This window comes from Bacillus sp. lyk4-R2A-2 (genome assembly GCF_030209735.1).
In the GTDB taxonomy this organism is placed as follows: Bacteria; Bacillota; Bacilli; order Bacillales; family Bacillaceae; genus Bacillus; species Bacillus pumilus.
Genome location: NZ_JARVRK010000003.1, coordinates 20,595 through 44,771, shown reverse-complemented (window position 1 = coordinate 44,771; position 24,177 = coordinate 20,595). Strand labels below are relative to the sequence as shown.

Below are 24,177 nucleotides of genomic sequence, written 5' to 3'. Positions count from 1 at the left end.
TCCCCTTCCTTACTTAGAGAGGTTGGGCAGGAGCCCAGCCCTCTGTTTTATTTCATAAATCCACGGTAGTTTCGTTTCACTAATTGGCTTTCAAGCTGTTTCATTGTTTCAAGTGCAACACCTACAACAATGAGAAGACTTGTGCCGCCAATTTGTGCAGCGGAAGGTAATCCAGCGAATTGAATGAAAAAGATAGGAAGTATTGAAATCACGGCTAAGAAAATGGCGCCCACAAACGTGAGTCGGTACAAAATGCTCGTAATTCTATCTTGAGTCATTTTCCCTGGACGAACTCCCGGGATATAGCCACCCTGCTTTTGCAGATTTTCAGCCATTTGTTCAGGATTCACTTGGACAAAGGCATAAAAATATGTGAAAGCAACAATCAGTGCTACATAAATCGTCATACCGATTGGCTTAGTATAGTCAAAGTTGTTGGTTATCCAAGTTGTCACATTATTGGTTCCGAAGAACGATGCGACCGTCTGCGGAGTAATAATGAAAGAAACGGCAAAGATGACTGGAATCACCCCTGCTGGATTCACTTTCAATGGAAGATGCGTTGCTTGACTAGCAGACATTTGTGCACGGCCAGTTCCTTTTGAATATTGAATCGCAATCTTTCTCACTGCCATTTGAATGTAAATAACACCAATAACAATGACAAGAATAGCAATGACAATAAGGGCAATTTTCAGGATTTGCATGAACAGCTGTCCATCTCCACCTACAAACTGCTGAGCGTACACTTGTTTTAATGTTTGAGGGATACCTGCGATGATCCCGGCAAAGATAATAATCGAAATACCGTTACCAACACCGTGAGCAGTAATCTGCTCTCCCAGCCACATTAAAAATGCTGTTCCCGCAGTGAGTACGACCGCAATTAAGAGGTACGTTGAAACACCTGGGTTTTCAATCAGCATGCCTCCTGCCATATTGTTGAATCCATATGACATTCCTAACGCCTGGATAAAACCTAGAACAATTGTAAAATACCTTGTGAATTGTGCTAATTTTCGGCGGCCAACCTCTCCTTGCTTTGACCACTCAGTGAACTTCGGAACAACATCCATCTGCAAGAGCTGAATGATGATCGAAGCGGTGATATACGGCATAATCCCCATTGCAAGAATGGAGAATTGGAAAAGTGCCCCGCCCCCAAACGTGTTGAGGATCCCGAAAACACTCATTTGATCCTGTGCCTGGAGAACTTCGGCGTTCACATTAGGCACAGGGATGAAAGCACCTATACGAAAGACGATTAACATTAAAAGAGTGAATATAATCTTATTCCGTATATCTTTCACGCGCATAAAATTGGAGATTGTCTTAAACAAGTTAGATCACCTCGGCTGTACCGCCAGCAGCTTCAATAGCTTCTTTCGCAGAAGCAGAGAATTTATTGGCTTTTACAGTTAATTTTTTTTCTAATTTACCGTTGCCAAGAATTTTTACTCCTGCTTTTAACTTGCTTATTGCACCAGTCTCTAGAAGAAGTTCAGGAGTTACTTCCGTTCCTTCGTCAAAACTGTTTAATCTGTCTAAGTTGATTACCGCGTAATCTTTACGGTTGATGTTTGTAAAACCACGTTTTGGAAGACGTTGGAATAAAGGCATCTGACCACCTTCGAAACCAGGGCGTACACCGCCGCCAGAACGAGCGTTTTGACCTTTATGACCTTTACCAGAAGTTTTACCGTTACCTGATCCAATACCACGACCAACACGGTTGCGTACTTTACGTGAACCTTCTGAAGGCTTCAATTCATGAAGTTTCATTTGGGCACCTCCTTATCGATTAAAATGTTTTATTGTTCTTTAACAGAAACTAAATGAGACACCTTGTTAATCATGCCGCGGATCGCTGCATTGTCTTCATGTACGACTGTTTGGTTTGTTTTCTTAAGACCAAGAGTACGAACAGTGACACGCTGATCTTCTGGGCGACCGATTACACTGCGTTTGAGGGTAATTTCTAATTTATTTGCCATTAATGTTCCCTCCTTATCCTAACAGGTCTTCTACAGATTTTCCACGAAGCTTCGCAACGTCTTCAGCACGTTTAAGTTCACTTAAACCCTGAAGTGTTGCGCGGATCATGTTGATCGGTGTATTAGAACCTAGAGATTTAGAAAGGATATCAGCTAGACCAGCAAGCTCAAGAACCGCACGCACTGGGCCTCCAGCGATAACTCCTGTACCTTCTGAAGCAGGCTTCAATAGAACGTTTCCTGCACCGAATCGACCGATGATTTCATGTGGAATTGTAGTTCCAACCATTGGTACTTCAATTAAATTCTTTTTCGCATCTTCAACAGCTTTGCGGATCGCTTCTGGTACTTCTTGTGCTTTACCAGTACCGAAACCTACATGACCGTTTTTGTCACCGACAACAACTAAAGCTGCAAAACGGAAACGACGTCCACCTTTAACAACTTTCGCTACGCGGTTAACCGTAACTAAGCGTTCTTCTAACTCTAATTTGCTTTGGTCAATACGACTCATTCGGATGTGTCCCTCCTTCTTTTATTAAAATTTAAGTCCAGCCTCACGAGCAGCTTCAGCTAGAGCTTTTACACGTCCATGATATAAGTATCCTCCGCGGTCAAATACCACGTTAGAGATTCCTTTTTCAACAGCACGTTTTGCAACAAGTTCGCCAACTTTAGTAGCAGCTGCAGCGTCAGAACTATTCTCGATCTTTAACTCTTTATCAAGAGTAGAAGCACTTACAAGTGTTACACCGTTAACATCATCAATTACTTGAGCGTAGATGTTCTTGTTAGAACGGAAAACGTTAAGGCGAGGTCTTTCAGCAGTACCTGAAAGTTTCGCACGAACACGAGCGTGTCTTTTAAGACGAGTAGCGTTTTTGCTAGTTTTCGTAATCATCCGAGTCACTCCTTTCTTCACATTAAGCGATCTTACTTACCAGTTTTTCCTTCTTTACGGCGAACGAATTCACCTTCGTAACGAATTCCTTTACCTTTGTAAGGCTCTGGAGAACGGACAGCGCGGATGTTAGAAGCTAGAGCTCCCACACGCTCTTTATCGATACCTTTAATGACTACTTTCGTTTGAGATGGAACTTCGACTTCAACTCCAGCCTCAGGAACGATTTCAACTGGATGAGAGTATCCAACGTTAAGAACAAGTTTGTTTCCAGATTTAGCTGCACGGTAACCGACACCGATAAGTTCTAAACCTCTTTCGAAACCTTTAGATACACCTTCAACCATGTTTGCAATTAAGCTACGTGTTGTACCATGTAATGCACGGTGTTCTTTATGATCAGACGGACGGCTTACAGTTAAGACGCTGTCCTCAATTTTAATTTCCATATCAGGGTGAAATGTACGAGTTAGTTCACCTTTTGGTCCCTTTACTGTCACTGTGTTATCGTTGTTTGTCACAGTAACTCCTGAAGGGATCTCGATTAGTTTTTTACCTATACGAGACATACCAAGCACCTCCATTCATCTTAAACTTTTTTTACCATACGTAAGCAAGTACTTCTCCACCAGCTTGTTTAGCACGGGCTTCTTTGTCCGATAAAACACCTTGTGATGTAGAAATAATTGCGATTCCAAGTCCGTTAAGTACACGTGGTACTTCATTTGATTTCGCATATACACGTAAACCAGGTTTACTGATTCTTTTAAGACCAGTGATAACACGTTCGTTGTTTTGGCCATATTTAAGGAACATACGGATAATTCCTTGTTTGCTGTCTTCTACATATTCAACGTCACGGATAAAACCTTCACGCTTTAAGATTTCAGCAATTTCTCTTTTGATTTTTGAAGCCGGTACTTCTAGCTTCTCATGACGTACCATGTTCGCATTGCGAATACGAGTCAGCAAATCTGCAATCGGATCTGTCATAACCATTATTTAATAACCTCCTTCCCATTTATGGGGATTACCAGCTGGCTTTTTTAACGCCAGGAATTTGTCCTTTATATGCAAGTTCGCGGAAACAAATACGGCAAAGTTTAAACTTGCGAATTACTGAATGTGGACGTCCACAACGTTCGCAGCGCGTATACTCTTGAACTTTAAACTTTTGTTTGCGTTGTTGTTTCGCAATCATAGACTTTTTAGCCACGATTTCGCCTCCCTTTCATTGATTATTTCTGGAACGGCATACCTACTTGAGTTAATAGCTCACGTGCTTCTTCGTCCGTATTGGCAGTCGTAACGATAACGATATCCATACCGCGGACTTTTGTTACTTTATCGTAATCAATTTCTGGGAAGATTAACTGTTCTTTAATACCAAGCGTGTAGTTTCCACGACCGTCGAAAGATTTCTTAGAAATCCCGCGGAAGTCACGTACACGTGGTAAAGATACAGAAATAAGTTTATCAAGGAAATCGTACATGCGCTCTCCGCGAAGTGTTACTTTCGCACCGATTGGCATTCCTTCACGTAGACGGAATCCAGCAATAGATTTCTTCGCACGAGTAACGACAGGTTTTTGACCAGCGATAAACGTTAATTCTTCAACAGCAGTATCGATTGCTTTAGCGTTTTGAACGGCGTCACCAACACCCATGTTGATCACGATTTTTTCGATTTTTGGCACTTGCATTACTGATTTGTATTCAAACTTAGAAACTAATGCAGGTGTAATTTCTTTTACATACTTTTCTTTAAGGCGGTTCATGAGAAAGACCTCCCTTCCTTATTTACTATTTATCTAGAACTTGCCCAGATTTTTTCGCTACACGGACTTTCTTTCCGTCCTCAACTTTATACCCAACACGTGTCACTTCACCCGTTTTAGGATCAAGCGGCATTACGTTTGATACGTGGATCGGCGCTTCTTGTTCAGAAATTCCGCCCTGAGGGTTAGCTTGGGTTGGTTTAGAGTGTTTTTTCACAAGGTTAATACCTTCTACTAAAACACGGTCATTCTTAGGGAAAGCAGCAAGGATGACTCCTTGTTTACCTTTATCTTTACCAGAGATAACCACTACTTTATCGCCCTTTTTAACATGCATTTAATCGCACCTCCTTGAGTCGCGGATTGTATTCATTAAAGTACTTCTGGTGCTAGAGAAACAATTTTCATATAGTTGTTTTCACGAAGTTCACGTGCTACTGGTCCGAAGATACGAGTTCCACGTGGGCTCTTGTCGTCACGGATAATGACACATGCATTTTCATCGAAGCTGATGTAAGATCCATCGTTTCTGCGAGCTCCGCTCTTTGTACGAACGATAACTGCTTTCACAACTTCACCTTTTTTGACAACGCCTCCTGGTGTTGCTTGTTTAACCGTACAAACAATGACATCACCGATGTTAGCCGTCTTACGTCCAGAGCCACCAAGAACTTTAATCGTTAGTACTTCGCGTGCGCCAGAGTTGTCAGCTACTTTTAAACGAGTCTCCTGTTGAATCATTAATGTTACCTCCTTTCGGAAAAAGAAATCCGAACTTTATTAGATAATAACGGCTTCTTCGACAACTTCAACTAGACGAAAGCGTTTAGTCGCAGATAAAGGACGAGTTTCCATGACCTTTACGATGTCTCCGATTTTTGCTTGGTTGTTTTCATCATGTGCTTTGAACTTTTTAGAGTATCTTACACGTTTGCCATAAAGTGAATGCTTTTTGTATGTCTCAACTACAACAGTGATGGTTTTATCCATTTTGTCAGAAACAACACGACCTTGATACACTTTACGTTGGTTACGTTCGCTCATGTTTGCGGGGCCTCCCCTCTAATTATTATTTATTAGCAGCGATTTCTCTTTGACGAATCACAGTTTTCATGCGTGCGATTGATTTACGCACTTCACGAATGCGAGCAGTGTTTTCAAGCTGCCCAGTCGCTAATTGGAAACGAAGATTGAAAAGTTCTTCTTTAAGAGACTTTACTTTTTGTTCAATTTCAGCAGTGGTAAGGTCACGAATTTCATTAGCTTTCATTTGATTCACCACCAATTTCTTCACGTTTTACGAACTTCGTTTTAATTGGCAATTTGTGAGATGCAAGACGAAGAGCTTCACGAGCAACTTCTTCAGACACACCAGAAATTTCAAATAAAACTTTGCCTGGTTTTACTACAGCCACCCATCCTTCTGGAGCACCTTTACCGGAACCCATGCGGACCTCTAGAGGTTTAGCTGTGTATGGCTTAGAAGGGAAAATTTTAATCCAAACTTTACCGCCACGTTTCATGTAACGAGTCATAGCAATACGAGCAGCTTCGATTTGACGGTTCGTGATCCAAGAAGCTTCTTGAGCTTGGATACCGTACTCACCGAAATGTACTTCAGTACCACCTTTTGCACGTCCACGCATTTTTCCACGATGTTCTCTGCGATACTTCACGCGTTTTGGCAATAACATATTATTTTCCTCCTTCCGCAGTATTCTTCTTAGTTGGAAGGACTTCTCCACGATAGATCCATACTTTTACGCCAAGCTTACCATAAGTAGTGTCAGCTTCAGCAGTAGCATAGTCGATGTCAGCACGAAGTGTGTGCAACGGAACAGTACCTTCACTGTAATATTCAGAACGAGCAATATCTGCACCGCCAAGACGACCAGAAACCATTGTTTTGATTCCTTGTGCTCCAGCACGCATTGTGCGTTGGATTGTTTGTTTTTGTGCACGACGGAATGAAATACGATTTTCAAGTTGACGAGCGATGTTTTCAGCAACTAGCTGAGCATCAAGATCTGCTCTTTTGATTTCAAGGATGTTGATGTGTACACGTTTGCCAGTTAGGCTGTTAAGAGCTTTACGAAGTGCTTCAACTTCAGATCCGCCTTTACCAATTACCATACCTGGTTTAGCCGTGTGGATTGTGATATTTACGCGGTTTGCAGCACGTTCGATTTCTACTTTAGAAACAGACGCGTCAGACAAACGCTTGCTGATGAATTCACGGATTTTCAAGTCTTCATGTAAGAAGTCAGCGTAATCTTTTCCTGCGAACCATTTAGATTCCCAATCACGAATGACGCCAATACGAAGACCTACTGGATTTACCTTTTGACCCACGGATTATCCCTCCTTCTTTTCTGATACAACGATTGTAATGTGGCTAGTACGTTTGTTAATTGCGCTCGCACGACCCATAGCACGTGGACGGAATCTCTTAAGTGTTGGACCTTCGTCAACGAATGCTTGAGTAATCACTAGGCTGTTAGCGTCCAACTCGTAGTTGTGCTCAGCGTTTGCGATAGCAGATTTTAATACTTTTTCAATAATTGGTGAAGCAGCCTTAGGTGTAAGGTTTAAGATAGAAACTGCTTCTCCTACTTGCTTACCTCGGATCAGGTCCATTACTAGACGTGCTTTACGAGGAGCAATACGGACTGTTCTTGCGACAGCTTTAGCTTGCATTTAAAAGCCTCCTCTCATTAGCGTCTTGTTTTTTTATCGTCACTAGCATGACCTTTGTAAGTACGGCTTGGTGCGAATTCGCCCAATTTGTGACCTACCATATCTTCAGAAATGAAAACAGGTACATGTTTGCGTCCGTCATAGACAGCGATTGTGTGACCGATGAATTGTGGGAAAATTGTAGAACGACGAGACCAAGTTTTTACGACTTGCTTTTTGTCAGTTTCATTCAATTTCTCGACTTTAGCCATCAAATGATCATCAACAAATGGTCCTTTTTTTAAGCTGCGAGCCATTGTGGAACCTCCCTTCGTGATTGAACTACGGTCCTAAATGAACCGTAGACAACCCCGTTACTTGTTTTTACGACGACGTACAATGAATTTATCAGACTTGTTGGTTTTCTTACGAGTCTTGAATCCAAGAGTCGGTTTGCCCCATGGAGACATTGGTGATTTACGTCCGATTGGAGCACGTCCTTCACCACCACCGTGTGGGTGATCGTTAGGGTTCATTACAGAACCACGAACTGTTGGGCGTACGCCTTTCCAGCGTGAACGTCCAGCTTTACCGATGTTAATTAATTCGTGTTGCTCGTTTCCAACTTGACCGATAGTCGCACGGCAAGCAGAAAGAATCATACGAACTTCTCCTGAGTTCAAACGTACAAGAACGTATTTACCTTCTTTACCAAGAACTTGAGCAGAAGTACCAGCAGAACGAACTAATTGTCCACCTTTACCTGGTTTTAATTCAATGTTATGCACAACTGTACCAACTGGGATGTTGATAAGTGGAAGAGCATTACCTGGTTTGATGTCAGATTCTGGTCCAGAAGTAACTTCAGTACCAACTTGGATTCCTTTCGGAGCAAGAATGTAACGTTTCTCACCATCTGCATAGTTTACAAGAGCGATGTTCGCTGAACGGTTTGGATCATACTCGATTGTAGCAACGCGTCCAGGTATACCGTCTTTATCACGTTTAAAGTCGATGATACGGTATTGACGTTTATGACCGCCACCTTGATGACGAACAGTCATTCTACCTTGGTTGTTACGTCCGCCTTTTCTGTGAAGCGGCGCAAGCAACGATTTTTCTGGTTTGTCAGTCGTGATTTCAGCAAAATCTGAAGTAGTCATACCACGACGACCATTACTGGTTGGTTTATACTTTTTAATCGCCATTTTGAATTTCCCTCCTTCTTTTTAAGATTTACGCTTCAAAAATTTCGATTTCTTTGCTGTCAGCTGTTAATTTCACGATCGCTTTTCTGCGACGGCTAGTCATACCAGTGTAGCGTCCAACGCGTTTAGATTTTCCTTTGTAATTTTGAACGTTGACTTTCTCAACTTTCACTCCAAAGATTTCTTCAACAGCGTCTTTCACTTCTGTTTTGTTAGCTCTGACATCAACTTCGAACGTGTACTTCTTCTCTGTCATTAGATCAGCAGAACGTTCAGTAATGATAGGGCGCTTTAGAACATCACGAGGATCTTTCATTATGCAAGTCCCTCCTCTACTTTTTCAACCGCTGCTTTAGTGATCAGAAGTTTCTCGTGGCTGACAACGTCAAGAACGTTGATACCGTTAGCTTCAACAACTGTTACTCCAGGGATGTTACGAGCAGATAAAGCAACTGTTTCGTTTGCATCCGCAGTGACGATCAACGCTTTCTTCTCGACAGATAATCCTTTAAGGATGCCTGCGAATTCTTTCGTTTTCACTGCATCAAGAGTCAGATCTTCAAGAACGATGATGTTGTTGTCGATTACTTTAGAAGACAATACTGACTTGATAGCCAAGCGGCGAACTTTTTTAGGTAATTTATAAGAATAGCTGCGTGGTGTTGGACCGAATACGATACCGCCTCCGCGCCATTGTGGTGAACGGATAGAACCTTGACGAGCACGACCAGTACCCTTCTGTCTCCAAGGCTTACGACCTCCGCCACGTACTTCAGAACGAGTTTTTACTTTGTGAGTTCCTTGACGTAAGGAAGCTCTTTGCATAAGAATAGCATCGAATACTACGCTTTCGTTTGGCTCGATTCCAAACACAGAAGCGTTTAATTCGATTTCACCGTTAGTAGAACCGTTTTGGTTAAATAATGCTACTTTTGGCATGACTTGTTTCCTCCTTTCCTAAGAGAGTTATTTAGATTTAACTGCACTCTTTACAGTTACTAGAGATTTTTTAGCTCCTGGTACATTTCCTTTGATCAATAGAAGATTGCGTTCTGCATCAACTTTAACGATCTCAAGGTTTTGGACAGTGATTTGCTCTCCGCCCATACGACCTGGAAGAAGTTTACCTTTGAATACTCGGTTTGGATCAACAGGTCCCATTGAACCAGGACGACGGTGGTAACGTGAACCGTGAGTCATTGGTCCGCGTGATTGTCCGTGGCGCTTGATAGCCCCTTGGAATCCTTTACCTTTTGATGTTCCTGTTACATCTACGATATCTCCATTTGCGAAAATATCAACTTTGACTTCCTGACCAACTTCATACGCATCTAACTCCGCACCGCGTAATTCTTTTACGAAGCGCTTAGGAGCAGTTTCCGCTTTAGCAACGTGGCCCTTCTCTGGTTTGTTAGAAAGCTTTTCACGTTTGTCGTCAAAACCGATTTGGATTGCTTCATAGCCATCCGTGTCAGCAGTCTTCTTTTGAAGAACAACGTTAGCAGCAGCCTCAACAACAGTTACAGGGATAAGATCACCGTTTTCTGCGAATACTTGCGTCATACCAATTTTTCTACCTAAGATTCCTTTGGTCATTAGTCACACCTCCTATAATATGTGTTTTCTATTTGAATTAAAGTTTGATTTCGATATCTACACCAGATGGTAAATCTAAACGCATAAGTGCATCAACTGTTTGTGGAGTTGGATTCACGATGTCGATTAGACGTTTGTGAGTACGCATCTCAAATTGCTCACGAGAATCTTTGTACTTATGCACCGCACGAAGGATTGTGTAAACTGATTTTTCAGTTGGAAGCGGAATTGGACCAGATACACTAGCACCAGAACGCTTAGCCGTTTCAACAATCTTCTCAGCAGATTGATCAAGAATTCTATGATCATATGCTTTTAAACGAATACGAATTTTTTGTTTTGCCATTATTTTCCCTCCTTTTCGCCTACTTACGTTAGACAGTTCTCCGTGAGAAAAACCTGATCACCTTGCCATGGCAAAGCGGCCGGGTGTGTCAGCAACCTCTCACTTCATCGCAGTCAAAGACCAACATGCACTATTGTACCAAATTGGCCTGCGTGTTGCAATAATAAATCGGATAAATTTATGATTTGCACACTTTTCATATTATACAGGGGTTCAGCCTATAAATCAAGCTTTCCCTGAAGATGATGTACAGCCGTCTTTTTTATGGTACGAATAAATTCTTCTGGCTCTTCTAGATGCGGGGAATGTGCAGATTCTTTAAAGGCAAACCATTCTTTGACTGGTGCTGTTAATTGCTCAACATAAGGTTTTGATACAGCAGCTGGTGTAATCATGTCATATTCACCAATGATAAAGTAACAAGGTATTAATATAGTAGAAACTCGGTATTCAATGCTCTCATTCATCAATTCATCCCATAGCATGTCCTGACTAAGCTTCTGTCCTTTAAGGAAATTCCACTTATCTTTGAGCTGATATTCCTTACTAAAAAGAAACCCGCGTAGCATTTGAATCAGCGGCTTCCACCTATGTGTGAGACCTACGCTTCCGAGCTCTTTATATAGAGAGAACAGAGCATGAGCTGATATTCGTTTCCACGGAGGAGGCGTCAGTAATCGCAGGCAACAAGTAAACAACCGATTTCGTTCGCATTTCTCTAAAAGAAGCTTGTATGACACAATATCTTCTTTTATTACATCTACTACCTGACTAATTCCATAATAAGCGTGATATAGATCTGGGCGCTTATGTACTGCTTGTATGGCGATTAATGACCCCCATGAATATCCGGCGATGTACAATTTTGATTGACCTAGATATGAAAGGACTTTCTCTGTCAGTTCAATCGTATCTTCAATAAATTGCTGAATGGTCATGGAAGTATTGGGGAGGTTCTTTTGATAGGAAAGTCCCGCACCTCGCTGATCCCAATGAACCACTGTAAAATCTTGATTAAGTTCCTCATGAAATGAGTCGATATAGCTGATTTGAGCGGAGCCGGGCCCACCGTGTAAAAATAATAGAACAGGCTTCACTTCACTTGTGTGATCTTCTTTGATCATAATCCATTGGTCAACCCCGCCGATTAACCATTTCTTCAAATATGTCTTCGCCATTCCAGTGATCCTCTCGGTTCCATTTAGATTCTATAGCTTATAGTAGCCGTTCTGATCTGGAAAAGCAAAAAAAGAGACCCTTTTGCAAGGAGTCTCTTTTAAATGTTTATTACTTAATGATATTTGAAACGACGCCAGAACCTACAGTACGTCCACCCTCACGGATAGAGAAACGAGTTCCTTCTTCGATAGCGATAGTAGAGATAAGTTCAACTTCCATCTCAGTGTTATCGCCAGGCATAACCATTTCAGTACCTTCTGGAAGATGTACGATACCAGTTACGTCAGTTGTACGGAAGTAGAACTGCGGACGGTAGTTAGCGAAGAATGGAGTATGACGTCCACCCTCTTCTTTAGAAAGTACATAAACTTCAGCTTTGAAACGGCTATGTGGAGTGATTGTACCTGGTTTAGCAAGTACTTGACCACGTTGGATATCTTCACGAGATACACCACGAAGTAGTGCACCGATGTTGTCACCAGCTTCAGCATAGTCAAGAAGTTTACGGAACATTTCAACACCTGTAACAGTTGTTTTACCATTGTCTTCTTGAAGACCGATGATTTCAACTTCGTCACCGACTTTAACTTGTCCACGCTCAACACGACCAGTAGCAACAGTTCCACGACCAGTGATTGAGAATACATCCTCAACTGGCATCATGAATGGCTTCTCAATGTCACGTTCTGGAGTTGGGATGTACTCATCAACCGCATCCATAAGTTCAAAGATTTTTGCTTCGTAATCAGCATCTCCTTCAAGAGCTTTAAGAGCAGAACCTTTGATAACTGGAACATCATCACCAGGGAAGTCATAGTCAGAAAGAAGGTCACGAACTTCCATTTCAACAAGTTCAAGTAACTCTTCATCGTCAACCATGTCACATTTGTTAAGGAATACTACGATGTATGGTACACCTACGTTACGAGAAAGTAGGATGTGCTCACGTGTTTGTGGCATTGGACCATCAGCAGCAGATACTACTAAGATCGCGCCGTCCATTTGAGCAGCACCAGTGATCATGTTTTTAACGTAGTCAGCGTGTCCTGGGCAGTCTACGTGTGCATAGTGACGAGTGTCTGTTTCATACTCGACGTGTGAAGTTGAGATTGTGATTCCACGCTCGCGCTCTTCTGGAGCACCATCGATTTGGTCATATCCCATAGCTGATCCTTTACCAGACTTCTTATGAAGAACTGTTGAGATAGCAGCAGTTAGAGTTGTTTTACCATGGTCAACGTGTCCAATTGTACCAATGTTAGCATGCGATTTGGAACGGTCGAATTTTTCTTTAGCCATTCTAAAAATCCTCCTTAAAGGTTCATTGTATTTGGTATAGAGTGATAGAAAGTGAAGAGTTACCTCTCACTTTCTGATCTTCAATAGTAGTTATACTTTAGTTTAAAGGCAAAATCAATTATTCACCTTTATTTTTTTTGATGATTTCTTCACTGATGCTCTTAGGCACTTCTTCGTAGTGATCCATGTGCATAGTGAAAGTACCGCGTCCTTGTGTGTTAGAACGGAGTGAAGTTGCATATCCGAACATTTCAGAAAGTGGAACCATTGCGCGAACAACTTGAGCGTTACCGCGAGCTTCCATACCTTCTACACGTCCACGACGAGATGTGATATCACCCATGATGTCTCCCATGTATTCTTCAGGGATAACGACTTCCACTTTCATCATTGGCTCAAGTAGAACTGGGTTACATTTGCTGACAGCATTTTTCAACGCCATAGATGCAGCAATTTTAAACGCCATTTCGTTCGAGTCAACATCGTGGTATGATCCATCAAATAATTTAGCTTTGATGTCGATTAATGGGAATCCAGCTAATACACCATTTTCAAGTGAATCTTCAAGACCTGCTTGAATAGCTGGAATGTATTCACGAGGAACAACCCCACCAACGATTGCATTTTGGAATTCGAAGCCTGCGCCTTCTTCGTTTGGTTCGAATTCGATCCAAACGTGTCCGAACTGACCACGTCCACCAGACTGACGTACGAATTTACCTTCAACTTTTGCACCAGAACGGAATGTTTCACGGTACGCAACTTGAGGAGCACCTACGTTAGCTTCAACCTTGAACTCACGCTTCATACGGTCAACAATGATATCAAGGTGAAGCTCACCCATACCAGAGATGATCGTTTGACCAGTTTCAGGGTTTGTTTGTGTACGGAATGTTGGATCCTCTTCAGCTAGTTTAGCTAAAGCGATACCCATTTTATCTTGGTCAGCTTTTGATTTAGGCTCGATTGCTACATCGATAACTGGCTCTGGGAATTCCATAGACTCAAGGATAACAGTATCTTTCTCGTCACAAAGAGTGTCACCAGTAGATGTATCTTTAAGACCAACAGCTGCTGCGATATCTCCTGCATATACAGTAGAGATTTCTTCACGGCTGTTTGCGTGCATTTGAAGGATACGTCCAACACGCTCACGCTTGTTCTTAGAAGAGTTCTTCACGTATGAACCTGAAGCAAGTGTTCCAGAGTATACGCGGAAGAAAGTAAGTTTCCCAACATAAGGGTCAGTCATAACTTTAAATGCAAGAGCTGCGAATGGTGCGTCATCAGTAGACTCACGAACAACCTCTTCATTTGAATCTGGCAGGATACCTTTGATTGCAGCAACATCAGTTGGTGCAGGAAGGTAATCAAGCACAGCATCAAGTACAAGCTGAACACCTTTGTTTTTGAAAGCAGATCCAACAAGAACTGGGTAGAATTCAACATTCAACGTTCCTTTACGGATTGCAGCTTTCAATTCAGGAATTGTAATTTCTTCACCCTCAAGGTATTTTTCCATAAGCTCTTCATCAAGCTCAGCGACAGCTTCAATAAGGCTGTTGCGAAGCTCTTCAGCTTTGTCTTTATACTCAGCAGGGATTTCTTGTGCATCAGAGCGAGTTCCAAGGTCATCTTCGTAGAAGTATGCTACGTTATCTACAAGGTCGATGATTCCTTCGAATTGATCTTCAGCGCCGATCGGCAATTGAATTGCATGAGCGTTCGCTTGAAGACGATCTCTTAATGTGCCTACAGAGTAAAGGAAGTCCGCACCGGTTTTATCCATTTTGTTAACGAATACGATACGAGGTACTCCGTAAGTTGTTGCTTGGCGCCAAACTGTTTCAGTTTGTGGCTCTACACCTGATTGTGCATCAAGAACTGCTACCGCACCATCAAGTACACGTAAAGAACGTTCAACTTCAACAGTGAAGTCTACGTGTCCTGGTGTATCGATGATGTTTACACGGTAACCTTTCCATTGTGCTGTAGTAGCAGCAGAAGTGATTGTAATACCACGTTCTTGCTCCTGCTCCATCCAGTCCATTTGGGAAGCTCCTTCGTGAGTTTCACCAATTTTATGGATACGACCAGTGTAGTATAAGATACGCTCAGTCGTTGTCGTTTTACCAGCATCGATGTGAGCCATGATACCAATATTACGAGTTTTGTCTAAGGAGAACTCTCTTGCCATTGGGTAATTTCTCCTTCCTTATTAGGGAATAGTTTTTTTAGTTTGGTATAAATCCTACCAGCGGTAGTGAGCGAATGCTTTGTTCGCTTCTGCCATTTTGTGTGTATCTTCACGTTTCTTAACAGCAGCACCAGTGTTGTTAGCTGCGTCAAGGATTTCGTTAGCAAGACGCTCTTCCATCGTTTTTTCTCCACGAAGACGAGCGTAGTTTACTAACCAGCGAAGACCTAAAGTAGTACGACGGTCTGGGCGAACTTCTACAGGAACTTGGTAGTTAGCTCCACCTACACGACGTGCTTTAACTTCAAGAACTGGCATGATGTTTTTCAAGGCTTGTTCGAAAACCTCCATCGCTTCATTACCAGTACGTTCTTTGATGATATCAAATGACTTGTAGAGAATTGTTTGTGACTTTCCTCTTTTACCGTCGATCATCATTTTGTTGATCAAACGAGATACAAGTTTAGAATTGTAAATTGGATCTGGCAATACGTCTCTTTTTGCTACAGGACCTTTACGTGGCATCTGATAGCCTCCCTTCTCATTTAAAAGGATTTCTATCTGTCTCTCATCTCAATATCATTGTCAGTTGCCTGACTCCACTGATTTGATATCAACTTCTAAAAACCCTTATGTTTGTTTGTATTATTTACTTTGTTTAGGGCGTTTTGTTCCGTATTTAGAACGTCCTTGCATACGACCGTCAACTCCGGCAGTATCAAGCGCACCACGAACGATGTGGTAACGTACACCCGGTAAGTCTTTTACACGTCCGCCACGGATAAGTACTACACTGTGCTCTTGTAGATTATGTCCGATACCAGGAATGTAAGCTGTTACCTCAATCAGGTTAGACAAACGTACACGAGCATATTTACGTAGTGCTGAGTTTGGTTTTTTCGGTGTCATTGTGCCGACACGAGTACAAACCCCGCGCTTCTGTGGAGATGTTACGTTAGTGTGCTCTTTTTTGAAACTGTTGTATCCTTTGTTAAGTGCAGGAGACTTTGAGTTTTCAACTTTACTCACGCGTCCTTTGCGTATTAGCTGATTAATTGTAGGCATGTTGTTATTCCTCCCTTCGTTGCTTTTTTTATAACCCACATACCCAGGTGGTTCATTAAAAGGCAAAAAACAATGCTTTTGCATTTACACATGCAAAAACAAAACAAGTACGCTATAACATAATGGCAACAGCTGCTGCCCCAACTTCAATTCCGCAGGCTTTGCCGAGCTTTTTCATGGAATCTACCACTAAAATGTCTACACCCTTCTCTTGCGCTAGTTTTGTTACACTAGCTGTTAAAGCAGGATCAGCATCTTTCGCTACGACGATTTCCTTTACTGAATCTCGTTTCAGAGCTTTTACTGTTTGCTTCGTACCAATAATAATGGATTGAGCCTGTGATACTTTATCATAAGACATCGAATATCCTCCAAAGTAACAGGTTTTATTTTGAGCACCTTGGTTATATTATCATCATGGCAGAAGGATGTCAATATCATATGACAGATTATCTTGACATCCTTCACCATTTTTTGATGATTTTATAGGAATCTCACGAGAAAGATTACTCTACAGGCACCATATCGTCAGACGGTTGCACTTGTGAAACCGGCTTAACTTTACGGTAGTTTGGCATTCCTGTTCCAGCTGGAACAAGTTTACCGATGATAACATTCTCTTTCAAGCCAAGCAGTTCATCACGTTTTCCTTTGATCGCCGCATCTGTTAGGACACGAGTCGTTTCTTGGAAGGATGCTGCAGACAAGAATGAGTCTGTTTCAAGCGATGCTTTTGTAATACCAAGAAGAACTGGGCGGCCTGTTGCAGGGCGCTTGCCTTCGAATAGTACTTTTTTGTTCGCTTCAGTGAATTGATGTACATCAAGAAGTGTGCCTGGTAATACATCTGTATCCCCTGCATCAGCGACACGCACTTTACGAAGCATTTGGCGAACCATTACCTCAACGTGCTTATCTCCGATTTCTACCCCTTGCATACGGTATACTTTTTGTACTTCATGAAGCAGATATTCTTGAACAGCTGTCATGTCAGTCACTTTAAGAAGTTCTTTCGGATCGATCGAACCTTCTGTCAGTACTTGACCACGAGTAACTTTGTCACCTTCAACAACTTTCAGACGTGCATTGTAAGGAGCTGTGTAAGAGCGAGTTTCAACGTCGCCTTGAACCACAATTTCCTGCTGCTTGTCACGAACATCGTTAATTTCAGCAACGACACCATCAATTTCAGAAATCGTCGCTTGCCCTTTCGGATTACGCGCTTCAAATAGCTCTTGGATACGAGGTAAACCTTGTGTGATATCGTCTCCTGCTACCCCACCGGTGTGGAACGTACGCATTGTAAGCTGTGTTCCTGGCTCACCGATTGATTGAGCAGCGATGATTCCAACTGCTTCACCGACTTCAACGTCAGTACCAGTTGCAAGGTTACGGCCGTAGCATCGTTTACATACACCATGAGGCGTGTTACATGTAAATGCAGAACGGATCCATACTTCCTCAATTCCTGCTTCAACTACTTCAAGTGCTTTATCTTCATCAATTAGTTCGTTTTCGCCAACAATGACTTCGCCCGTTTCAGGATGAACAATTGGTTTTCTTGCAAAACGTCCAATTAGACGTTCTTCAAGTTTCTCAATAATTTCATTTCCTTCTCTAATGGACTTTGCCAAGATACCACGGTCTGTACCGCAATCTGTTTCACGGATGATAACATCCTGTGCAACGTCGACGAGACGACGCGTGAGGTAACCTGAGTCAGCTGTTTTAAGGGCTGTATCGGCAAGACCTTTACGCGCTCCGTGAGTGGAAATAAAGTATTCCAATACGGTTAAACCTTCACGGAAACTAGATTTGATCGGAAGTTCAATGATACGTCCAGCCGGGTTGGCCATCAGACCACGCATACCAGCCAGCTGAGTGAAGTTAGATGCGTTACCACGCGCCCCAGAGTCACTCATCATGTAGATTGGGTTGACTTCATCAAGGGACTTCATCAGTTTACCTTGGATGACATCTTTAGAAGAACTCCAGATCGAAATGACTCTCTCGTAACGCTCTTCTTCAGTAATCAAACCACGTCTGAATTGCTTCATGACGTTATCTACTTTTGCTTGCGCTTCTTCGAGGATCTTCTGTTTATCATCTAATACGACGATATCAGACACCCCAACCGTAATACCCGCTTTAGTAGAGTATTTGAAACCAAGATTTTTCATGCGGTCAAGCATTTTAGATGTCTCAGTGATATGGAATCTCTTAAAGATTTCCGCAATGATTTTACCTAAAATACCTTTTTTGAACGGCGCATTGATTTCTTGTTTCTCAATCGCAGCTTTGACATCTTCACCTTTTTCAAGGAAGAAGCGGTCAGGCGTTTTTTCTTCAATATTGCTCTTTGTCGGCTCATTCATGTAAGGGAATGATTCCGGTAAGATTTCGTTAAAGATTAGTTTTCCAACTGTTGTAATCAACAATTTAGAACGCTGTTCATCAGTGAATGTCACATTCTTCAACGAGTTAGCTGCAACAGCTACACGTGTATGAAGATGCACATACCCATTTTGATAAGCTAGAAGGGCTTCGTTCGTATCTTTGAAGATCATACCTTCTCCGATAGCACCTTTACGCTCAAGTGTAAGGTAGTAGTTACCAAGCACCATATCCTGAGATGGCGTAACAACAGGTTTTCCATCTTTCGGGTTCAAAATGTTTTGAGCAGCAAGCATTAAGATACGAGCTTCAGCTTGAGCCTCAGCAGATAATGGTACGTGAACCGCCATTTGGTCACCGTCAAAGTCAGCGTTGTAGGCTGTACATACAAGTGGATGCAGACGAATTGCGCGTCCTTCCACAAGTGTAGGTTCAAACGCTTGAATACCAAGTCTGTGAAGAGTCGGTGCACGGTTTAGTAAGACTGGATGCTCACGAATCACTGATTCTAAAACATCCCATACTTCCGGCTGCACGCGCTCAATTTTACGCTTCGCACTCTTGATGTTGTGAGCTAAACCTTTTTCAACAAGCTCCTTCATCACGAATGGTTTGAATAATTCAAGAGCCATTTCTTTCGGAAGTCCACACTGATACATTTTCAAATGTGGTCCTACGACGATAACGGAACGTCCAGAATAGTCAACACGTTTACCAAGCAAGTTTTGACGGAAACGTCCTTGTTTCCCTTTCAGCATATGAGAAAGAGATTTCAATGGTCTGTTTCCTGGGCCTGTTACTGGTCGGCCTCTACGTCCATTATCAATCAAGGCATCGACAGCTTCTTGAAGCATACGCTTCTCGTTCTGAACGATGATGCTTGGCGCGCCAAGATCTAATAAACGTTTCAGACGATTGTTACGGTTGATGACACGACGATAAAGGTCGTTTAAGTCAGAAGTAGCAAAACGTCCACCATCAAGCTGAACCATTGGACGTAATTCTGGCGGAATAACCGGAAGTACATCAAGAATCATCCATGATGGTTTGTTTCCTGAGTTACGGAAGGCTTCTAGCACTTCAAGGCGTTTAATCGCACGAGTACGACGCTGTCCTTGAGCAGTTTTCAGCTCTTCTTTCAGTGCATCTACTTCTTTTACAAGATCGATATCTTGAAGAAGTTTATTGATTGCTTCTGCACCCATAGCTGCTTGGAATGTATTACCGTATTTATCTAAATAAGCACGGAATTCCTTCTCAGAAAGAAGTTGTTTCTTCTCAAGCGGTGTGTTGCCAGGATCTGTCACGACGTATGAAGCGAAGTAAATCACTTCTTCTAACGCACGTGGTGACATATCAAGAACAAGACCCATACGGCTTGGGATACCTTTGAAATACCAAATGTGGGAAACTGGGGCAGCCAGTTCGATATGCCCCATTCTCTCACGACGGACTTTTGCCCGTGTTACTTCTACACCACAACGGTCACATACAACACCCTTATAACGAACGCGTTTATACTTTCCACAATGACATTCCCAGTCTTTTTGCGGTCCGAAGATACGTTCACAAAAGAGACCATCTTTTTCAGGTTTCAGTGTACGATAGTTAATCGTTTCAGGCTTTTTCACTTCACCAAAAGACCAAGAACGGATTTTATCAGGTGATGCGAGACCGATGTTCATATACTCAAAATTGTTCACATCTAGCAAGGGGCCTACCTCCCTTTTAATCTTCGGGTTATACCCTAGTCACTTGCTCTAATCGTTTCTGCTATTCTTTTGTGACTGCGTCACGTTCAAGATCGACAGGTGCGAGGTCTGCAGCATCTTCGTCATTAGATAACGCTAATCCGTCTGCTTTCTTCGTTTCCTCATCGTCTTCTAAATCTCTCATTTCTATCTCTTCTTCATCGCCAGATAGGATTTTGACATCCATACCTAAACTTTGAAGTTCTTTAATTAACACTTTGAATGATTCAGGGACACCTGGTTCAGGGACGTTATCCCCTTTGACGATGGCTTCGTATGTTTTCACACGACCCACAACGTCATCCGATTTAACTGTTAAGATCTCTTGAAGTGTGTATGCTGCACCGTAAGCTTCAAGTGCCCATACTTCCATCTCTCCGAAACGCTGACCACCAAACTGTGCTTTACCGCCAAGTGGCTGCTGCGTAACAAGTGAGTATGGTCCAGTTGAACGAGCGTGAAGTTTGTCGTCAACCATGTGAGCCAGTTTGATCATGTACATGATTCCGACTGATACACGGTTATCGAATGGTTCACCAGTTCGACCATCATAAAGGACTGTTTTCGCATCACGGGACATACCTGCTTCTTCAAGCGTTTCCCAAACATCTTCCTCACGCGCACCATCAAATACTGGTGACGCAATGTGGATGCCAAGGTAACGTGCAGCCATACCCATATGAAGCTCAAGTACCTGACCGATGTTCATACGAGATGGTACCCCTAGAGGGTTTAACATGATATCAATCGGTGTTCCATCTGGAAGATACGGCATATCTTCTTCTGGAAGGATTTTAGAGATAACCCCTTTGTTACCATGTCGTCCAGCCATTTTGTCACCTTCAGAAATTTTACGCTTCTGAACGATGTATACGCGGACTAATTGGTTAACACCTGGAGGTAATTCATCTCCATCTTCACGGTTAAAGACTTTGACATCGTGGATAATTCCGCCGCCGCCGTGTGGAACACGTAGAGATGTATCACGTACTTCACGAGCCTTTTCACCGAAGATTGCATGTAATAGACGTTCTTCAGCTGTTAGTTCTGTTACACCTTTAGGCGTTACTTTCCCTACAAGAAGGTCTCCGTCTTTTACTTCTGCACCGATACGGATGATTCCACGCTCGTCAAGGTTGCGTAAAGCATCTTCCCCAACGTTTGGAATATCACGAGTGATTTCTTCCGGTCCAAGCTTTGTATCACGAGCTTCTGATTCATATTCTTCAATATGGATAGACGTGTAGACGTCATCTTTTACAAGGCGCTCACTCATGATGATCGCATCCTCGTAGTTATAACCGTCCCAAGTCATGAAGCCGACCATGACGTTACGTCCTAGAGCCAATTCACCTTTTTCCATTGAAGGACCGTCTGCAAGGATTTCTCCTTTTACGACTTCATCTCCAACACTTACGATTGGACGCTGGTTGTAGCAAGTCCCTTGGTTAGAGCGGACAAATTTCAGCAAGCTGTATTTGTCTAGGTTTCCTTTGACTTGTTGTCCGTCGACATCTTCATAGCGGCGAACCCAAATATTTTTAGCTTCAACACGTTCTACAACACCTGGGTAACGGCAGATGACAGCAGCACCAGAGTCTTTACCTGATACATACTCCATACCTGTACCAACAATCGGTGATTCCGGCTGCATCAAAGGCACAGCCTGACGTTGCATGTTTGCTCCCATTAGAGCACGGTTAGAGTCATCGTTTTCTAGGAATGGGATACATGCTGTCGCTGCAGAAACAACCTGCTTTGGCGAAACGTCCATGTAGTCAACGCGGTTTCGAGGAACAACGGTGTTTTCTCCTCTGAAACGAGCAATGATATTATCATCGATAAACGAACCATCTTCACCTAATATAGCGTTCGCTTGTGCTACTACGTAGTTATCCTCTTCATCCGCAGTTAAGTAATCGATTCTTGGTGTCACTTTACCTGTTTCAGGATCAACCCGGCGGTAAGGTGTTTCAATAAAGCCGAAACGATTCACTTTTGCAAATGAAGATAGAGAGTTGATCAAACCAATGTTTGGACCCTCTGGTGTTTCAATCGGACACATACGACCATAGTGAGAGTAGTGAACGTCACGAACTTCCATTCCTGCACGCTCACGTGTCAAACCACCAGGCCCAAGCGCTGACAGACGACGTTTGTGCGTCAATTCAGCAAGCGGGTTTGTTTGATCCATGAACTGAGAAAGCTGAGAGCTACCAAAGAACTCTTTGATAGAAGCGATCACAGGACGGATGTTGATCAGTTGCTGAGGTGTGATCGTGTTTGTGTCTTGGATCGACATTCTTTCACGAACAACACGCTCCATTCTGCTTAAACCAATACGGAATTGGTTTTGCAGAAGCTCACCTACAGAACGCAGGCGACGGTTACCAAGGTGATCGATATCATCTGTGTCACCTACACCATGAAGAAGGTTGAAGAAGTAACTGATCGATGCAATGATGTCAGAAGGCGTGATGTTTTTCACAGCTTCCTCTACGTATGCATTCCCGATCACGTTGATCACTTGCTCGCCTTCTTGATCAGACGGTGCATAAATCTTAATAGATTGAAGTTCTACTTCATCTTCTACTACGCCACCATTTGGATAAAGCTTTCTAAATCCGATGCCGTTTTCTAAGTATGGAAGAACTTTATCAAGAACTCTTCTGTCTAAAATTTGACCTTTTTCTGCTAGAATTTCACCTGTTTCAGGGTCAACTAACGTTTCAGCCAATTTTTGATTGAACAGTCTATTTTTAATATGAAGCTTTTTATTAATCTTGTAGCGTCCAACATTTGCTAGGTCATATCTCTTCGGATCGAAGAAGCGAGAGTCTAGCAGGCTTTTCGCATTTTCAACAGTTGGCGGCTCTCCAGGACGGAGGCGCTCGTAGATTTCGAGAAGTGCTTTATCCGCATTCTCTGTATTGTCTTTTTCCAGCGTGTTGCGTAAGTATTCATTCTCGCCAATGAGGTCAAGAATCTCTTGATCAGAGCTGAAGCCGAGAGCACGCAAAAGAACCGTAACCGGCAACTTACGTGTGCGATCGATGCGTACATAGACTACATCCTTCGCATCAGTTTCGTATTCTAACCATGCGCCACGGTTTGGAATGACAGTCGCAGTAAAACCTTTTTTACCGTTTTTGTCTACTTTACCACTGAAATATACACTTGGAGAACGTACTAACTGAGAAACGATTACACGTTCCGCACCGTTAATGATAAAAGTACCTGTGTCTGTCATGATTGGGAAATCACCCATGAACACATCTTGGTCTTTTACTTCTCCAGTTTCTTTGTTAATTAAACGAACTTTTACTCTTAGTGGAGCAGAGTAAGTTACATCACGTTCTTTTGATTCTGCTACAGGATACTTAGGATCCCCTAGGCTGTAATCAATGAATTCAAGAGAAAGGTTACCAGTAAAATCCTCAATTGGGGATATATCTTGAAACATCTCTCTAAGACCCTCATCAAGAAACCACTGATAAGAAGAGGTTTGAATTTCAATGAGATTTGGTAATTCTAACACTTCGCTTATGCGTGCGTAGCTTCTGCGCTGGCGGTGTCGTCCATACTGAACTAGTTGACCTGTCAACTGATTCACCCCTCAAATCATGCGTATTATATGTGTAAAAAGTATTTCAGCCTTTCAAATGTCAGTAAAGAAATACTTTTACAAGACAAAAGAAAAAAGGGTTTCTAAAATAAGAAAACCACATCCAAAAACAAATACCGATTTTATTAGTTTTCCCAAATATGCATAATTTATACAAAACAGTTGTTT

General features: G+C 42.4%; 30 protein-coding genes. All 30 read right to left on the bottom strand.

The features are described 5' to 3' along the window. Nucleotides 1-47: 47 nt before the first annotated feature. The 30 genes from secY to rpoB all read right to left on the bottom strand — a co-directional run bounded on the left by secY (nt 48) and on the right by rpoB (nt 23,988). Complete coding sequence (gene secY, locus QRN39_RS02560) at nt 48-1,340, bottom strand: preprotein translocase subunit SecY (protein WP_012008710.1); 1,293 nt, start codon at nt 1,338-1,340, stop codon at nt 48-50. 1 nt (nt 1,341) lies between these two features. Beyond that, a complete protein-coding gene (gene rplO, locus QRN39_RS02555; protein WP_003216888.1) occupies nt 1,342-1,782 on the bottom strand; it encodes a 50S ribosomal protein L15 in 441 nt (146 codons plus the stop codon). 29 nt (nt 1,783-1,811) lie between these two features. Continuing rightward, nucleotides 1,812-1,994: a 50S ribosomal protein L30 gene (gene rpmD, locus QRN39_RS02550; protein WP_003217067.1), complete on the bottom strand. Its 183-nt coding sequence runs from the start codon at nt 1,992-1,994 to the stop codon at nt 1,812-1,814. Between the two features lie 13 nt (nt 1,995-2,007). Continuing rightward, nucleotides 2,008-2,508: a 30S ribosomal protein S5 gene (rpsE, locus tag QRN39_RS02545; protein ID WP_003217179.1), complete on the bottom strand. Its 501-nt coding sequence runs from the start codon at nt 2,506-2,508 to the stop codon at nt 2,008-2,010. A gap of 24 nt (nt 2,509-2,532) precedes the next feature. Then, on the bottom strand, nt 2,533-2,895 hold the full coding sequence (rplR, locus tag QRN39_RS02540; protein ID WP_003216951.1) for a 50S ribosomal protein L18: 363 nt from the start codon (nt 2,893-2,895) through the stop codon (nt 2,533-2,535). 32 nt (nt 2,896-2,927) lie between these two features. After that, the gene (gene rplF / locus QRN39_RS02535; protein WP_003217186.1) at nt 2,928-3,464 is read right to left on the bottom strand and encodes a 50S ribosomal protein L6; all 537 of its coding nucleotides are present in this window, start codon (nt 3,462-3,464) and stop codon (nt 2,928-2,930) included. A gap of 31 nt (nt 3,465-3,495) precedes the next feature. Beyond that, the gene (gene rpsH, locus QRN39_RS02530; protein ID WP_003217040.1) at nt 3,496-3,894 is read right to left on the bottom strand and encodes a 30S ribosomal protein S8; all 399 of its coding nucleotides are present in this window, start codon (nt 3,892-3,894) and stop codon (nt 3,496-3,498) included. 31 nt (nt 3,895-3,925) lie between these two features. Continuing rightward, nucleotides 3,926-4,111 carry a 30S ribosomal protein S14 gene (gene rpsN, locus QRN39_RS02525; RefSeq protein ID WP_008356542.1) on the bottom strand — a complete coding sequence of 62 codons (186 nt, stop codon included), beginning with the start codon at nt 4,109-4,111 and terminating at the stop codon, nt 3,926-3,928. Between the two features lie 22 nt (nt 4,112-4,133). Further along, on the bottom strand, nt 4,134-4,673 hold the full coding sequence (gene rplE, locus QRN39_RS02520; RefSeq protein ID WP_003217159.1) for a 50S ribosomal protein L5: 540 nt from the start codon (nt 4,671-4,673) through the stop codon (nt 4,134-4,136). A gap of 25 nt (nt 4,674-4,698) precedes the next feature. After that, a complete protein-coding gene (gene rplX / locus QRN39_RS02515; protein WP_003217151.1) occupies nt 4,699-5,010 on the bottom strand; it encodes a 50S ribosomal protein L24 in 312 nt (103 codons plus the stop codon). A 35-nt stretch (nt 5,011-5,045) separates the two neighbouring features. After that, the gene (gene rplN, locus QRN39_RS02510; RefSeq protein WP_003216882.1) at nt 5,046-5,414 is read right to left on the bottom strand and encodes a 50S ribosomal protein L14; all 369 of its coding nucleotides are present in this window, start codon (nt 5,412-5,414) and stop codon (nt 5,046-5,048) included. 39 nt (nt 5,415-5,453) lie between these two features. Further along, nucleotides 5,454-5,717: a 30S ribosomal protein S17 gene (rpsQ, locus tag QRN39_RS02505; protein ID WP_003216906.1), complete on the bottom strand. Its 264-nt coding sequence runs from the start codon at nt 5,715-5,717 to the stop codon at nt 5,454-5,456. 25 nt (nt 5,718-5,742) lie between these two features. Further along, a complete protein-coding gene (gene rpmC, locus QRN39_RS02500) occupies nt 5,743-5,943 on the bottom strand; it encodes a 50S ribosomal protein L29 (RefSeq protein WP_003217155.1) in 201 nt (66 codons plus the stop codon). Then, complete coding sequence (rplP, locus tag QRN39_RS02495) at nt 5,933-6,367, bottom strand: 50S ribosomal protein L16 (protein WP_003217039.1); 435 nt, start codon at nt 6,365-6,367, stop codon at nt 5,933-5,935. The genes rpmC and rplP overlap by 11 nt, the downstream gene beginning before the upstream one ends. Nucleotide 6,368: 1 nt before the next feature. Next, a complete protein-coding gene (gene rpsC, locus QRN39_RS02490) occupies nt 6,369-7,025 on the bottom strand; it encodes a 30S ribosomal protein S3 (RefSeq protein WP_003217241.1) in 657 nt (218 codons plus the stop codon). Nucleotides 7,026-7,028: 3 nt separating this feature from the next. Further along, a complete protein-coding gene (gene rplV, locus QRN39_RS02485; protein WP_007496316.1) occupies nt 7,029-7,370 on the bottom strand; it encodes a 50S ribosomal protein L22 in 342 nt (113 codons plus the stop codon). Nucleotides 7,371-7,387: 17 nt separating this feature from the next. Continuing rightward, nucleotides 7,388-7,666 carry a 30S ribosomal protein S19 gene (rpsS, locus tag QRN39_RS02480; protein ID WP_003216920.1) on the bottom strand — a complete coding sequence of 93 codons (279 nt, stop codon included), beginning with the start codon at nt 7,664-7,666 and terminating at the stop codon, nt 7,388-7,390. Nucleotides 7,667-7,723: 57 nt separating this feature from the next. Next, entirely contained in the window at nt 7,724-8,557 is an 834-nt protein-coding gene (gene rplB / locus QRN39_RS02475; protein ID WP_003217065.1) for a 50S ribosomal protein L2, read from the bottom strand. Between the two features lie 28 nt (nt 8,558-8,585). Further along, nucleotides 8,586-8,873 carry a 50S ribosomal protein L23 gene (rplW, locus tag QRN39_RS02470; protein WP_003217016.1) on the bottom strand — a complete coding sequence of 96 codons (288 nt, stop codon included), beginning with the start codon at nt 8,871-8,873 and terminating at the stop codon, nt 8,586-8,588. Beyond that, nucleotides 8,873-9,496, bottom strand: coding sequence for a 50S ribosomal protein L4 (rplD, locus tag QRN39_RS02465; RefSeq protein ID WP_284906169.1), 624 nt, complete (start codon nt 9,494-9,496; stop codon nt 8,873-8,875). Before rplD ends, rplW begins: the two co-directional genes overlap by 1 nt. Nucleotides 9,497-9,523: 27 nt before the next feature. Next, complete coding sequence (gene rplC / locus QRN39_RS02460; RefSeq protein ID WP_003217069.1) at nt 9,524-10,153, bottom strand: 50S ribosomal protein L3; 630 nt, start codon at nt 10,151-10,153, stop codon at nt 9,524-9,526. A 37-nt stretch (nt 10,154-10,190) separates the two neighbouring features. Further along, on the bottom strand, nt 10,191-10,499 hold the full coding sequence (rpsJ, locus tag QRN39_RS02455; RefSeq protein ID WP_003156464.1) for a 30S ribosomal protein S10: 309 nt from the start codon (nt 10,497-10,499) through the stop codon (nt 10,191-10,193). A 218-nt stretch (nt 10,500-10,717) separates the two neighbouring features. Further along, nucleotides 10,718-11,677, bottom strand: a complete 960-nt coding sequence (locus QRN39_RS02450) for an alpha/beta fold hydrolase (protein WP_284906153.1) — start codon at nt 11,675-11,677, stop codon at nt 10,718-10,720. A 109-nt stretch (nt 11,678-11,786) separates the two neighbouring features. After that, on the bottom strand, nt 11,787-12,977 hold the full coding sequence (gene tuf / locus QRN39_RS02445; RefSeq protein WP_003217109.1) for an elongation factor Tu: 1,191 nt from the start codon (nt 12,975-12,977) through the stop codon (nt 11,787-11,789). Nucleotides 12,978-13,095: 118 nt separating this feature from the next. Next, nucleotides 13,096-15,174 (bottom strand): elongation factor G, encoded by a 2,079-nt coding sequence (gene fusA, locus QRN39_RS02440; protein ID WP_050945820.1) that lies wholly within the window; start codon nt 15,172-15,174, stop codon nt 13,096-13,098. A gap of 54 nt (nt 15,175-15,228) precedes the next feature. Next, entirely contained in the window at nt 15,229-15,699 is a 471-nt protein-coding gene (gene rpsG, locus QRN39_RS02435; RefSeq protein ID WP_003216884.1) for a 30S ribosomal protein S7, read from the bottom strand. 120 nt (nt 15,700-15,819) lie between these two features. Beyond that, a complete protein-coding gene (gene rpsL / locus QRN39_RS02430; protein ID WP_003216962.1) occupies nt 15,820-16,239 on the bottom strand; it encodes a 30S ribosomal protein S12 in 420 nt (139 codons plus the stop codon). A 112-nt stretch (nt 16,240-16,351) separates the two neighbouring features. Further along, a complete protein-coding gene (locus QRN39_RS02425) occupies nt 16,352-16,600 on the bottom strand; it encodes a 50S ribosomal protein L7ae-like protein (protein ID WP_003216985.1) in 249 nt (82 codons plus the stop codon). A gap of 145 nt (nt 16,601-16,745) precedes the next feature. Further along, nucleotides 16,746-20,345, bottom strand: coding sequence for a DNA-directed RNA polymerase subunit beta' (rpoC, locus tag QRN39_RS02420; protein WP_050945821.1), 3,600 nt, complete (start codon nt 20,343-20,345; stop codon nt 16,746-16,748). A gap of 61 nt (nt 20,346-20,406) precedes the next feature. Then, nucleotides 20,407-23,988: a DNA-directed RNA polymerase subunit beta gene (gene rpoB / locus QRN39_RS02415; protein ID WP_003217223.1), complete on the bottom strand. Its 3,582-nt coding sequence runs from the start codon at nt 23,986-23,988 to the stop codon at nt 20,407-20,409. Nucleotides 23,989-24,177 lie beyond the last annotated feature (189 nt).